11 protein-coding genes are annotated in these 13,036 nt (G+C 60.4%); 5 read left to right on the forward strand and 6 right to left on the reverse strand.

What is annotated here, in order from left to right; translation table 11 throughout:
• Positions 1 to 144 precede the first annotated feature (144 nt).
• The 3 genes from ACP7A2_RS09300 to ACP7A2_RS09310 all read left to right on the forward strand — a co-directional run bounded on the left by ACP7A2_RS09300 (position 145) and on the right by ACP7A2_RS09310 (position 6,365).
• Positions 145 to 2,004, forward strand: a complete 1,860-nt coding sequence (locus ACP7A2_RS09300; RefSeq protein WP_426133969.1) for a DUF1302 domain-containing protein — start codon at positions 145 to 147, stop codon at positions 2,002 to 2,004.
• 43 nt (positions 2,005 to 2,047) lie between these two features.
• Positions 2,048 to 3,412, forward strand: coding sequence for a DUF1329 domain-containing protein (locus ACP7A2_RS09305; protein WP_426133970.1), 1,365 nt, complete (start codon positions 2,048 to 2,050; stop codon positions 3,410 to 3,412).
• Positions 3,413 to 3,635: 223 nt separating this feature from the next.
• Positions 3,636 to 6,365, forward strand: a complete 2,730-nt coding sequence (locus ACP7A2_RS09310; RefSeq protein WP_426133971.1) for a LuxR C-terminal-related transcriptional regulator — start codon at positions 3,636 to 3,638, stop codon at positions 6,363 to 6,365.
• Positions 6,366 to 6,440: 75 nt separating this feature from the next.
• Here the strand turns inward: ACP7A2_RS09310 and ACP7A2_RS09315 are convergent, their stop codons facing one another.
• The 4 genes from ACP7A2_RS09315 to ACP7A2_RS09330 are packed head-to-tail and all read right to left on the reverse strand — an operon-like array spanning position 6,441 to position 9,880.
• Complete coding sequence (locus tag ACP7A2_RS09315; RefSeq protein WP_426133972.1) at positions 6,441 to 7,004, reverse strand: PqiC family protein; 564 nt, start codon at positions 7,002 to 7,004, stop codon at positions 6,441 to 6,443.
• A 14-nt stretch (positions 7,005 to 7,018) separates the two neighbouring features.
• Positions 7,019 to 8,668 (reverse strand): intermembrane transport protein PqiB, encoded by a 1,650-nt coding sequence (locus tag ACP7A2_RS09320; RefSeq protein ID WP_426133973.1) that lies wholly within the window; start codon positions 8,666 to 8,668, stop codon positions 7,019 to 7,021.
• A complete protein-coding gene (locus ACP7A2_RS09325; protein ID WP_426133974.1) occupies positions 8,649 to 9,293 on the reverse strand; it encodes a paraquat-inducible protein A in 645 nt (214 codons plus the stop codon). Before ACP7A2_RS09325 ends, ACP7A2_RS09320 begins: the two co-directional genes overlap by 20 nt.
• The gene (locus tag ACP7A2_RS09330; protein WP_426133975.1) at positions 9,290 to 9,880 is read right to left on the reverse strand and encodes a paraquat-inducible protein A; all 591 of its coding nucleotides are present in this window, start codon (positions 9,878 to 9,880) and stop codon (positions 9,290 to 9,292) included. Before ACP7A2_RS09330 ends, ACP7A2_RS09325 begins: the two co-directional genes overlap by 4 nt.
• A 154-nt stretch (positions 9,881 to 10,034) precedes the next feature.
• On the opposite strand from ACP7A2_RS09330, the gene ACP7A2_RS09335 reads away from it, so the two are divergent.
• Both ACP7A2_RS09335 and ACP7A2_RS09340 read left to right on the forward strand, forming a co-directional pair.
• Positions 10,035 to 10,679, forward strand: coding sequence for an MBL fold metallo-hydrolase (locus ACP7A2_RS09335; protein ID WP_426133976.1), 645 nt, complete (start codon positions 10,035 to 10,037; stop codon positions 10,677 to 10,679).
• Between the two features lie 242 nt (positions 10,680 to 10,921).
• Positions 10,922 to 11,704 carry an OmpA family protein gene (locus ACP7A2_RS09340; protein WP_348061904.1) on the forward strand — a complete coding sequence of 261 codons (783 nt, stop codon included), beginning with the start codon at positions 10,922 to 10,924 and terminating at the stop codon, positions 11,702 to 11,704.
• A gap of 68 nt (positions 11,705 to 11,772) precedes the next feature.
• Here the strand turns inward: ACP7A2_RS09340 and ACP7A2_RS09345 are convergent, their stop codons facing one another.
• Both ACP7A2_RS09345 and ACP7A2_RS09350 read right to left on the reverse strand, forming a co-directional pair.
• Positions 11,773 to 12,354 carry a BON domain-containing protein gene (locus ACP7A2_RS09345; protein WP_348061903.1) on the reverse strand — a complete coding sequence of 194 codons (582 nt, stop codon included), beginning with the start codon at positions 12,352 to 12,354 and terminating at the stop codon, positions 11,773 to 11,775.
• Positions 12,351 to 12,944, reverse strand: coding sequence for a phosphoheptose isomerase (locus tag ACP7A2_RS09350; protein WP_007904374.1), 594 nt, complete (start codon positions 12,942 to 12,944; stop codon positions 12,351 to 12,353). The genes ACP7A2_RS09345 and ACP7A2_RS09350 overlap by 4 nt, the downstream gene beginning before the upstream one ends.
• Positions 12,945 to 13,036: the final 92 nt, after the last annotated feature.

Below are 13,036 nucleotides of genomic sequence, written 5' to 3' on the forward strand. Positions count from 1 at the left end.
CTCAGAGTTTTTCAAGGATGTACCGCTTCGGGCCATGGAGGCTCGGTTGCCAGGCGGCATTGGAATCGTTGTATTCCGGCCGTTACATGCATCCAGGAAGAAAGAACTCACTGCCATAACAATAATGCACATGGAGTAGCGTCGATGACCTCAGTAAACCAGTTCTGGCGCCGGGCGAAATTGCCTCTGGCCGTCAGTCTCGCTTCTACGCTCGCCGGGCCCGCATTCGGCGTCAGTTTCAACATCGGTGAAATCGAAGGCAGCTTCGACTCCTCCCTGTCGGTGGGGTCCAGTTGGTCGACTGCCGGTCGAAACAAAGACCTGATCGGTGCCAACAACGGAGGCAGGGGCCTGTCCCAAACCTCCGATGACGGCCACCTGAACTTCGACAAGGGCGATTCCTTCTCGAAGATCTTCAAGGGTATCCATGACCTTGAGTTGAAATACGGCGACACCGGCATCTTTGTGCGTGGCAAATACTGGTACGACTTCGCGCTGCAAAACGAAGACCTGGACTACAAGAACGTCAGCAACGACAACCGCAAAGAGGGCGCCAAGTCCTCCGGCGGGCAGATTCTCGATGCCTTCGTCTACCACAACTACACCGTCGCGGATCAGCCGGGTAACGTGCGGTTCGGTAAGCAGGTCGTGAGCTGGGGTGAAAGTACCTTCATTGGCGGCGGCATCAACTCGATCAACCCGATCGACGTGTCCGCGTTCCGTCGCCCAGGTGCCGAAATCAAGGAAGGCCTGATTCCGGTCAACATGTTCTACGTGTCCCAGACCCTGACCGATAACCTCTCCGCCGAGGCGTTCTACCAGTTGGAGTGGGACCAGACCGTTGTGGATAACTGCGGGACGTTCTTCTCTCAGCCCGACGTGATCGCCGACGGTTGCAACAATAACCTGCGGGTGTTGAACAAGCGTTCCACCATTCCAGGCGCGGCCTTGCCAACCCTTAACGCCCTGGGCGTGGATGTAAACAGCGAAGGTGTGCTGGTACGTCGCGGCGGCGACCGTGATGCGCGGGACAGCGGCCAGTTCGGCGTGGCCATGCACTACAACTTCGAACCGCTGGATACGGAATTCGGCGCCTACTTCATGAACTACCACAGCCGTGCGCCGATTTTCAGTGCGACCGGTGCGCCGACGTCGGCGTATACCCGTCCACTGGGGCCGTTGGCGGCATTGCGCCCATTGATCGTGGCGGGCAGCTCGCGGTACTTCGTCGAATACCCTGAAGATATCCGCCTGTACGGGTTGAGCTTCTCCACCACGTTGCCTACCGGCACCGCGTGGAGTGGTGAATTGAGCTACCGCCCGAATGCGCCGGTGCAACTGAGCACCACCGACATTCTGTTTGCGGGTGTTACGCCGATTCCGGGTTTTGGCAACGCATCGGTGCTCAAGGGCACGCCGGGCCAGGACTTGCATGGCTATAACCGTAAGGAAGTGACCCAGTTCCAGACCACCTTCACGCACTTCTTCGACCAGGTGATGGGCGCTACTCGCCTGACCACCGTGGGTGAAATCGGCGTGACCCATGTGGGCGGCCTGGAGAGCAAAAGCGAGGCGCGTTATGGCCGTGATCCGGTCTTCGGCCCCGGCACGCTGCCTGGCGGTTTCTGCAACGCACTCAACAACTCCACCGCTACCGGCGCGGGCTTGCCCAATGCCTCCGGCCTGAACACCAACTGCAACAACGACGGCTACACCACTGCAACGTCCTGGGGCTACCGCGCCCGGGCAATCTGGGAGTACCCGGATATGTTTGCCGGTGTGAACCTCAAGCCGAGCGTGGCCTGGTCCCACGACGTCAAAGGTTATTCGCCAGGCCCTGGCGCCAACTTTGAAGAAGGTCGCAAGGCCGTCAGCCTGGGTGTGGATGCCGAGTACCAGAACACCTACACCGTCGGCCTGAACTACACGAACTTCTTTGGTGGCAAGTTCAGCACCGTGGACGACCGTGATTTCATCGCCCTGAGCGCTGGCGTGAACTTCTAAGACTGTCTTTTTCAGATGCATGCAATTCAGGAAGAACCAGAATATGAAAATAACTAAAAGTCTGTTGCATGTGGGTGTGCTCGGGCTGTCGATCCTGGCGAGCAACGTCATGGCGGCAGTCACGGCGGATGAAGCCGCCAAACTGGGCACCACCCTGACCCCGATGGGCGCTGAAATGGCCGGTAACGCGGCCGGCACCATCCCGAAATGGTCGCCACTGCCCACCAACGCCGGCGCCGTGGATGCCCGTGGTTTCCTCGCCAACCCGTATGCCAGCGAGCAACCGCAGTTCACCATCACCGCGAAAAACGTTGAACAGTACAAAGACAAGCTGGCCCCGGGGCAGTACGCGATGTTCAAGCGTTACCCGGACACCTTCAAGATGCCGGTCTACCCGACCCATCGCGGCGCTACCGTGCCAGCGGATGTGTTTGCCTCCATCAAGAAAAACGCCACCACCACCAACCTGGTGTCTGGCGGCAACGGCCTGGAAAACTTCGAAACCGCCGTGCCGTTTCCGATCCCTAAAAGCGGTGTCGAGGTGATCTGGAACCACATCACCCGTTATCGCGGTGGCAGCGTGACCCGCCTGGTAACCCAGGCCACGCCGCAAACCAACGGCTCGTTCAGCCTGGTGTACTTCAAAGACCAGTTCGTGTTCCGCGACAAGATGAAAGACTTTGACCCGAAAAACCCGGGCAACGTGCTGTTCTACTTCAAGCAGCAAGTAACCGCGCCGGCCCGTCTGGCCGGTGGTGTGCTGCTGGTGCACGAAACCCTGGACCAGGTCAAAGAGCCGCGTTCGGCGTGGGTCTACAACGCCGGCCAGCGCCGCGTGCGCCGGGCGCCGCAAGTGTCCTATGACGGGCCGGGGACTGCCGCTGACGGCCTGCGCACCTCCGATAACCTCGACATGTACAACGGCGCGCCGGACCGTTATGACTGGAAGCTGGAGGGCAAAAAAGAAATCTACATCGCCTCCAACAGCTACAAAATCGACGATCCGAAGCTCAAGTACGCTGACATCATCAAGGCCGGCCACATCAACCAGGACCTGGCACGCTACGAGTTGCGCCGCGTCTGGCATGTTGTGGCGACCCTGAAAGAAGGCCAGCGCCACATCTACGCCAAGCGTGACTTCTTCATCGACGAAGACACCTGGCAAGCGGCCGTTATCGACCATTACGATGGCCGTGGCCAACTGTGGCGCGTCGCCGAAGCCCACGCCGAGAACTACTACGACAAGCAAGTGCCGTGGTACGCCATCGAAACCCTCTACGACCTGCAGTCCGGCCGCTACCTGGCACTGGGCATGAAGAACGAAGAGAAGCAGGCGTATGACTTCGGCTTCACCGCCAGCACCGCCGACTTCTCGCCTGCGGCCCTGCGTCAGGATGGTGTTCGCTAGGTTTTACGCGTAAACCCAATGTGGGAGGTGGTCAGTGTGGGAGCAGGCAAGCCAGCTCTCACACTGGCTTCCTCCCACATTTTTGTTTGGGGCGGGCATCGGGATATTTTTTGTCGCAGTTCTTTTTCAGGCAAATGTTGCAAAGATCTACAACCTCGCCGCTTTTACCGCTAGTCTGCGGACATCTGCAATGCCGACAACAGCCTTCTACAAGAGCCCGGCGATGACTGATCTGTCCCGAATCCAAGGGCCTGCCAGCGCGGTTATTCCATCATTGGAAGCACGCTTTTACAGGCCACCGCTGCCCGACGGCTACGTGCTGCGCCCGCGCCTGTGCGAGCGGCTGAGCGCTGGCCTGGAAGGGCGACTGCTGCTGGTCAGCGCACCGGCCGGGTTCGGCAAAAGTTCGTTGGCGGTGGAGTTCTGCCAAAGCCTGCCCGCCCATTGGCACAGCCTGTGGCTGGGCCTGAGCCCGCGGGACAACGACCCCGGCCGTTTTCTTGAGCGCCTGCTCGACGGTTTGCAACAGTATTTTCCTCAAATCGGAGCCCAGTCCCTGGGCTTGCTGAAAATGCGTCAGCGTCATCAGCCCTTTGCCTTTGAAGAGTGGCTCGACGGTTTGCTCGACGAGCTGGCTGAGCACCTGTCCACGCGCGCGCCCTTGCTGCTGGTGCTGGATGACTACCACCTCGCCCAAGGCCCGGTGCTGGATCGCTGCCTGCAATTTTTCCTCAATCATTTGCCCGATGGTCTGGTGGTGTTGGTCACCAGCCGCCAGCGCCCGGACTGGCACCTGGCGCGGCTGCGGCTCTCGCGGCACCTGCTGGAGCTGCACGAACAAGACCTGCGCCTGACCCACGATGAGTCGCTGGCCGTGCTGGACATTCACAGCAACTCACTGCGCGGCGAGGCATTGGAAAACCTCATCCGCCGCAGCGAAGGGTGGGTGGCGGGCCTGCGCTTCTGGCTATTGGCGATCTCCGAAGCGGGCACCGAAGGCGCGCTGCCACACAACCTGCACGGTGGCGAAGGGCTAATCCGCGATTATCTGCTCGAGGAAGTCATCGACTGCCTGCCTGCAGAAGTCCAGGCGTTCCTCTACGACACCGCCCCGCAGGAGCGTTTTTGCAGCGAACTGTGCGACGCGGTGCGCGATGCTCACGACAGCGCAGAAATCCTGCGTTACCTGAAGGCCCATCAGGTTTTTCTGGTGCCGCTGGACGAAAGCGGCCACTGGTTCCGCTACCACCACCTGTTCTCCGACTTGTTGCGCACGCGCCGGGCGAGCAGTGCAACCTTGCCGATCGCCAGCCTGCACTTGCGCGCCTGCCGTTGGTTCAACGCCCAGGGCTTGATCGATGAAGCGGTGGAGCAGGCATTGCGCGCGGGGCATCTGGATGTGGCAGCCAACCTGGTGCAAAACCTGTCGGAGGAGCAACTGCTCGCCGAGCAGAATGTTGGCATGTTGCTGCGCTGGAAGATGGACCTGCCCGACAGCCTGCTGATCAGCACGCCGCGCTTGATCGTGCTCTACAGCTGGGCTTTGGGCCTGGCCTGCCAGCTGGATGCGGCGGAAGAGCTCTCCGGTTATCTCAGCCGCTTTTTGCCGGCGCCGTCAGCCACCGCGCAAAAATCCATGCTGGCCCAATGGCTGGCGCTGAGCGGGATCATTGCCCGGGGCCGTGGGGATCGTGAATTGACCCAGCGCTATTGCAGCGAGGCGCTGGAAAGCCTGCCGCAAAAGCGCTACGGCCAGCGTCTGATGTGCCTGTCGACCCTGTCCAATCTGGCCATTGTGGATGCCGACCTGTGGCGTGCCCGTGGCTTGAACCGTGAATCCCTGGAACTGGCGCAGCGCGTCGGCAATCCGCTGTTTGAAGCGCTGGCCCATTACGACCGCGCACGCGTCCTGCAAGCCCGCGGCGAAATTCTGCGGGCCCTCGATGAAGTGCACCAGGGCCTGCAGCGTTTGCATGGCCTGGCGCCTCAGCGGCTGTACGCGGTCCGCGCGCGCTTATCTCTTTACGAAGGCTTTTTGCTGTTGGTGCGCTGTCAGCCAGAAGCCGGCCTTGCCCGCTTGCGCGCGGGGCTCACCGAAGCCAGGGCCTGCCGGGACATCAGCGTGCTGATCGGGCATTGCGTGATCGCCAACTTCGAAGGGCGGCGCAATGATTTCGCCAAGGCGTTCGCCGAACTCGCCGAAGCCGAGCGCCTGATGCACATCTGGGACGTGCCGCCGATTTACTACCTGGCGATGATCACCCTGATCAAATGCGAGCTGTGGCTGGCCCAAGGGCGCACCGACCTGGCCGATGCCTGGCTGATGCGGCTGGGGCAAACCTACAACGGCGAACATGCCGCCGCCGCACCGGAGTTTCATCCACACCTGCCGCAACACATCGGGCTGCAACAAGCTGCGCTGGACGCCACCCGTCATCAGCCCGGCGCAGCGCTGCAACGTCTTGAAGAACTGGCGCAGCAAGCGCAGAACAGTGGCCGCCAGATGATTGCCTTGATGGCCCTGACCCAGCAGGCGCATTTATTGTTGGCGTGTGGCCACGAAGCCAAGGCGCGGCCGATTCTGGCACAGGCACTTGAGGCCGGAGCGGGTGGGGCGCTGCAACCGTTCCAGCGCTTGCTGGAAAGTTACCCCGACTGGATGCGCGAGCACCTCGGCAAACACCCGCACGGCTTGCTCAACCAGAGCCTGTTGGCGCTGCTGCCGGCAGTTGCGGCCATCGAAACTCCGCCCACGCACGAAACCCTCAGCACCCGCGAGCTGGCGGTGCTGCAACTGATCGCTCAGGGTTGCTCAAACCAGGAGATCAGCAATCAGTTGTTTATTTCGCTGCACACGGTGAAAACCCACGCCAGCCACATCAACAGCAAGCTGGGCGTGGAGCGGCGCACCCAGGCAGTGGCGCGCGCTAAGTCGATGGGTTTACTGACCTGATTTCCTGTGGGAGTTGGCTTGCCTGCGACGGCATCCACTCTGTGTGCCTGATGTACCCAGCCCGCTCCCACCTGTTTACTGCGGCGCAGTCGGGCACGTTGTCAGCGACGTGTCGGCGGTTTTACTGACCAAGGCGGCGAAGCGCTTGAGGTTGTTCTGATGGGCAGCCACCACGTCATCAATCGTCGGGCCAGCCGGCGACTGCAAGGTGCTGCGGCACGTCAGCGGCGCGCGAGCACTATCACCCGTTTGCCGCAGCCGCCATTTCACGTCGAGCAGCGCGTACTGCCCGGGCACCGAGTCAAAGCGTTGTACATCAACGCGTAACGACACAGGTTGCCGGGCCTGACTGTTTGCCAACTGATCCACCAGCGCGCTTTTCAGCTCATCGGCCAGGGTTGCGGCCCACCACTGGGTTTCAAGAATCGCCACGCCACTATCACCTTGGCGAATCACGATCTGTGCGCGGTCGACCTGGGGCGGCACGCTGATGCTTTCAATGCGGATATCGCTGGCCTGTGCTTGAGTGCTGTTATTCCAGTGCACCGGGGTCAGGGTGTGGAACGCAATCGGTTCACTGCGACAGGCCGCAAGTAGCAGCACCGCACTGACCAGGGTGATCTTCAACGGAAATGTCATGGCTGCTCCAATGCTCATTTGCGGGGTGGCCCTTGCAGGTCAGAGGGCGCGGCGTTATCCGGGCGACCGCGAATCAGCGACTCCGGGTGACGGCCAAGGTAGTCCGACAGCTCGCGCAAGGAGCGCGACATGCGCGCCAGTTCATCCAGGGTTTGCGTCAGTTGTTCGCGTTGCGGCGAATCTTCGGCCAGGGTCGAGTTGGCCGATTGCAACGTCTTGCTCACCTCACCCAGGGTGCTTTGCACGCCGGGCAGGGTCTTGGCGTTGAATTGGCCGAGGCCTTTGCGCAACTCGACGAGGCTGCCGTCGAGGTTGCCGGCGATGCGCTCGATCGGCAGTTGGTTGAGCTTGTTGACGATGCCTTCCAGTTTCTCCTGCAACTGCTCCAGGTTACCGGGGATCGTGGGAATGGTGACCGGGCGCAGGCTCGGGTCAAACGCGACTTTTTCGGCTTTCGGGTAAAAATCCAATGCGATGTACAGCTGGCCGGTCAGCAGGTTGCCGCTGCGGGCCTGAGCGCGCAGGCCGTTTTCGATAAAGGTGCCGATCAAGCGCACGCCGCCCGCTTCATCGTTGGGGTCATGGTTGGTGGCCTTGAGCAGCTTGGTATTGGCCTCCCCGAGCAACTGTGGATAAATCACGATGCCGACGTTGATCGGAAAGCTGCGTTTCTTGGCATCGAAATCCAAGTTGATCGACACGACTTTGCCGAACTCGACACCGAGGAATTCTACCGGCGCGCCGACTTTCAGGCCGCGCAGTGCCTGATCAAAGCGCAAGCTCATGTACTGCCCTCGGCCGTTCGGCGGGGCGAGGGCGCTTTGCTGGTCGTCGAACAGCTCGTAGGCGTGATCTTCGGCGGCCGGCGTGTCATTGGGGCTGTAGGGCGGCGCCTGAAACGCAATGCCCCCGGCGAGCATCGACGACAACGACTCGGTTTTCAGCGCAAACCCATTGGCGCCGACACTGAGATCAATCCCGCTGGCATTCCAGAACCGCGTGTTTTCGGTGACATACACATCATTCGGCGCATGCACGAAGATTTCGATATTCACGCCTTTGCCATCGTCATCCAGCTCATAGGCCACGACCTGGCCGACCGGAATTTTGCGGTAATACACCGGCGAGCCGATATCCAGTGAACCCAGGCCCTGGGTATGCAAGGTGAAACGTTTGCCCGGCTCGCCATAGGTGATGGGCGGCGGATTTTCCAGGCCTTTGAACTGTTTGGCGCGAGTGTCGGATTGGCCGATGTCGGCACCGATGTAGTCGCCGGACAGCAAGGTATCGATGCCCGACACGCCGCCCGCGCCGATACGCGGCCGGACCACCCAGAACTTCGAATCTTCGCGGGTGAAGCTTTCGGCCTGCTTGGCCAGCTTGATGGTGGCGTTGACGCTTTTCTGGTCATCGCTCAAGGCCACGTCGGAGACTTGGCCGATCACCACGCTGCGGTATTTGACTTCGGTTTTGTTGGCGACCAGGCCGCTGCCGGTCTTGAAGTTGAGCACAATGGTCGGGCCCTGTTGCAGCACGCTGTGCACCACCAGCGAAATACCCACCAGCACCGCAACAATCGGCACGATCCACACCAGCGAAACGCTGAAGCGCCGCGTCTTGATCGCGGGGGTTCCAGGGCGGGTTTCAGTGTTGGGCGACGTCATCCGAGAGCTCCTTGTTGTGTGGGTTTTCCCAGATCAGCCGTGGGTCGAAACTCATGGCCGCCAGCATCGTAAACACGACCACCAAACCAAAAAACAGAATACCCAGGCGCGGCTCGATGGTGCCCAGCGCCTGGAACTTTACCAGTGCGGCCACCAGCGCCACCACGATCACATCGAGCATCGACCAGTAACCAATGAGTTCGACAAACCGGAACAGCTTCGAGCGCTGCTTTCGCGCCCAAAGGCTGTTGCGCTGCACGGTGACCAGCAGCAGCGTGAGCGACACGAACTTGATGCCCGGCACCGCAATGCTCGCGATGAAAATGATCAGCGCGATGTCCCAGGCGCCATGCTGCCAGAACTCCAGCACGCCGCTCATGATGGTGCTGTCAGCGCCTGAGCCGAGCATCGTAGTGTTCATCACCGGCAACAAATTCGCCGGGACATAAAAGGCCAGTGCCGTGAGCATGTAGGCCCAGGTGCGGGTCAGTGACTGCACCTTGCGCCGGTGCAGCGGTGCACCGCAGCGGTCGCACTCGGTAGGTTCGGCGGTCATGTCGCAGGGTTGGCCGCACGCGTGGCACAGGCACAGGTTCAGCTCGCGGGCGGTCGGCGGCGCGTTCATACGGTGTCCCATAAATCGCGCACATCGCGCCCGGCGATGCGGATCAACAACAGGCTCAGAACCGCCAATGCGAACAGGCCGATACCGGGCACTACATCAAGCATGCCGGCCAGCTTGAACACGGCGACCATTGCGCCGAGCAGGCAGACCTCCAGCATGCTCCAAGGCCTGAGTGCTTCCAGCCAGCGCATGCACACTTTGAACGCCGGTGAGCGCCGGCCAGTCAGGGCAAAGCTCAACACCCAGGCCAGCAACAGCAGTTGGAACACCGGCGCGATGATGATGGAAATGGCCGCTACCAACGCGATAAACGTAATCGGCCCCAGACTCAACGCAACCACCGAGTCCCACAACGTAGCGCTGTTTCTCAGGCCTTGCAGGCTGATGCTCATCACCGGGAAAAAATTGGCAAAGGTCCACAGCACCGCAGCGGTGACCGTCAGGGCGAGACGCTGCTGCACCGACAGACCGTTGTAGCGCTGAATGACGCCCTCGCACCGTACGCACAGGGCTTTTTGATGTTTGGCGAGCGTGACTTTGTCGTACACGCAGTCGCAGTGTTCGCAGATGACCCGTTGATTCGCCATATGTCTTGCTCCAGGCGCGACGCGCTGCGGACTTGGATTGCTGTGGGTTCAATGGCGCCTGAGTAGCTTAGCAGCTGTTTTGATCCCTTCCGAAGCGGGGGCAACCTCAACCATACTGCGTCAGGAATGTGCCATAGAGCTTGCAGGAACGCCCATGATTCTTGAAAAAACCGCGCTGATTCGCGAAACCTTTCCCGTCGGCCCGTTGCAGTGCAACTGCACCATCATCGGTGACCCCGTTACTAAAAAGGCCATCGTGGTCGACCCCGGCGGCAACCACGAGCTGATCCTGGCCCGTCTCGATGCGCTGGGGCTCAAGGTGGTGAGCATCATCCATACCCACGCCCATCTGGATCACTTCCTGGCCTCAGGCCAGCTAAAGGAGAAGACAGGCGCCACGTTGCATCTGCACAAGGAGGACCAATTCCTTTGGGACAACCTGGAGATGCAATGCCAGATGTTTCGAGTGCCCTACACGCCGGTACCTTCGCCTGACCGTTGGCTGGAAGATGAAGAAGAACTCGCATGCGGTTGCGGCGTGGCCTTGCATACGCCGGGTCACACGCCGGGGTCGATGAGTTTCTGGTTCGCCGATGCCAAGCTGCTGATCGCTGGCGATACCTTGTTTCGGCGCGGTGTAGGGCGCACGGATTTGTGGGGTGGGGACCAGGCAACGATCGTGCGCTCGATCAAGCAGCGCTTGTACACGCTGGACGAGGGCGCAACGGTGGTGACCGGGCACGGGCCGGACACGCGCTTGGGCGATGAAATGCGCGAGAACCCGTTTGTGCGGGCGTAGCAACGCGGGAAGGGAATAATTGCAGGGGCAGGGCTGTTCTACAGGGAGAATCGGTGAAGCAAAAACTCAGGTCGCGTTCAGCCTGCGTCTGCTACGGTCTGTGTAGCAGTGATACTGGCCGATGTTTTGGTACAGGCGGGAAGTGGCCACGGAATTTTTACCGTTTGTCGCGTTCCAAACTCGGCACAGGCCCATTGCCAATGTCCTTTGCACCACAGAATGCAAAAGTAGGAGCTCCCTTCATGTTCACTCCGCGTCGTCTTCTTGTTGTTGCAACCGCCGTAGCCTTGTTGTCGGGCTGCGCTTCACCTAATCCTTATGACGGCAGCCAGGGGCAGGCGAACAACGGTTCCCAAGGCGGCATCAGCAAAACCGCTAAATACGGCGGGCTGGGTGCTCTGGCCGGTGCGTTGGCCGGTGCAGCCATCGACCATAACAACCGTGGCAAGGGCGCACTGATCGGTGGTGCTATCGCAGGCATCGGCGCCGCCGGTTATGGCTACTACGCCGACCAGCAGGAAAAGAAACTGCGCGAGAGCATGGCCAACACCGGGGTTGAAGTGCAGCGTCAGGGCGACCAGATCAAACTGATCATGCCGGGCAACATCACCTTCGCCACCAACTCTGATGCTATCGCGAGCAGCTTCTACACGCCGCTGAACAACTTGGCGGGCTCGCTCAAGCAGTTCAACCAGAACACCATCCAGATCGTGGGTTACACCGACAGCACCGGCAGCCGTCAACTGAACATGGACCTGTCCCAGCGCCGTGCGCAGAGCGTGGCCAACTACCTGACTTCCCAAGGCGTCAGCCCGACCAACCTGAGCGCACGCGGTGCAGGCCCGGATAACCCAATTGCCAGCAACGCCGACGTAAACGGTCGCGCCCAGAACCGCCGCGTAGAGGTCAACCTCGGCCCTATCCCTGGCCAGCAATATGGCCAACCCGCTGGCCAACAGCAGCAACAGCAAGCGCCACAGCAGAACAACCAGTACCAGGGCAACCCGTACCAGCAGTATCAATAAACGCTGGCCACTAAAAAGGGCGCCGTGCAGTCAATGCACGGCGCCCTTTTTTATGGCTGCGGTTTACATCAGTCGATGTATTCGAACAGCTTCACAATTTTTTGTACCCCGGACACGCCCTGTACCAGGTTGGATGCGCGGGTGGCTTCCGCCTGGGTCAAAAGGCCCATCATGTAGACGATGCCGTTATCGGTGACGATTTTGATCCGTGAGCCTGGAACAGCGCTGTCGGTGAGCATCTGCGCCTTGATCTTGGTGGTCAGCAATGCATCGTTGCTGATAGCCAGCAGCGTGATCGGGTCCATGACCTGCAATTCGTTGTTGACCTTTTTCACCCGTTGCACGCTCGAGGCCGCTTGTTCAGCCTGGGCCTTGAGGTCGGCACGCGGGGTTTGGCCGGCGAGCAATACCACGCCGTTGAAGCTGGTCACCACAATGCGTGACGCACCATTACCCAAATCGGTAGCGGCCTTGGCGACGTTGACCTTGACCTTGGTTTCGATCAGCGAGTCATCGATGGTGCTGCCGAAGGTGCGTGTGCCCTTGTCGTCCTGGATGGGGGTGTCACGTGTGGCGGTGATTGCCGTGCTGCAGCCGCTGATGGCGACGCACAGCGTAATGGCCAAAAGGCTGAGGCGGTTAACGGTCATTCTTCACTCCCGAACAGTTGGCTGTCGATCAGATCGCACAGGCAGTGGATCGCCAGCAGGTGGACTTCCTGGATACGTGCGGTGACGTTGGCCGGGACGCGAATTTCCACGTCCTCAGGCAGCAACAGCGAGGCCATGCCGCCGCCGTCGCGTCCGGTCAATGCTACGACAATCATTTCGCGATCATGTGCGGCCTGGATCGCTTGAATAATATTGGCCGAGTTGCCACTGGTGGAAATCGCCAGCAGCACATCGCCGGGTTGACCCAGGGCGCGAATCTGCTTGGAGAAGATTTCGTTGTAGCTGTAGTCGTTGGCGATCGAGGTGATCGTCGACGAGTCAGTGGTCAAGGCAATGGCCGGCAGGCTCGGGCGCTCGCGCTCGAAACGGTTGAGCAGCTCGGAGGAGAAGTGCTGGGCATCACCGGCCGAACCGCCGTTGCCGCACGAAAGCATTTTGCCCTCGTTGAGCAAGGCATTGACCATGACCTGACTGGCTTGCTCGATGTGCGGTGCAAGTACGTCCATCGCCTGTTGCTTGGTGTCGATGCTGGCCTGGAAAAGCTGGCGAATTCGGGATTGCATGTCCATCTGTGTGACCTTAAGTAGCGCGGCTGTTTGGCACAGGAATGTGCAGCCCGCAAAGCAAAGAGCAAAAGTGTGTGGTGAAGTTGTCCGGTGAA

Origin of the sequence: Pseudomonas sp. PWP3-1b2 (assembly GCF_049896045.1) — a bacterium.
Taxonomy (GTDB): domain Bacteria; phylum Pseudomonadota; class Gammaproteobacteria; order Pseudomonadales; family Pseudomonadaceae; genus Aquipseudomonas; species Aquipseudomonas antarctica_B.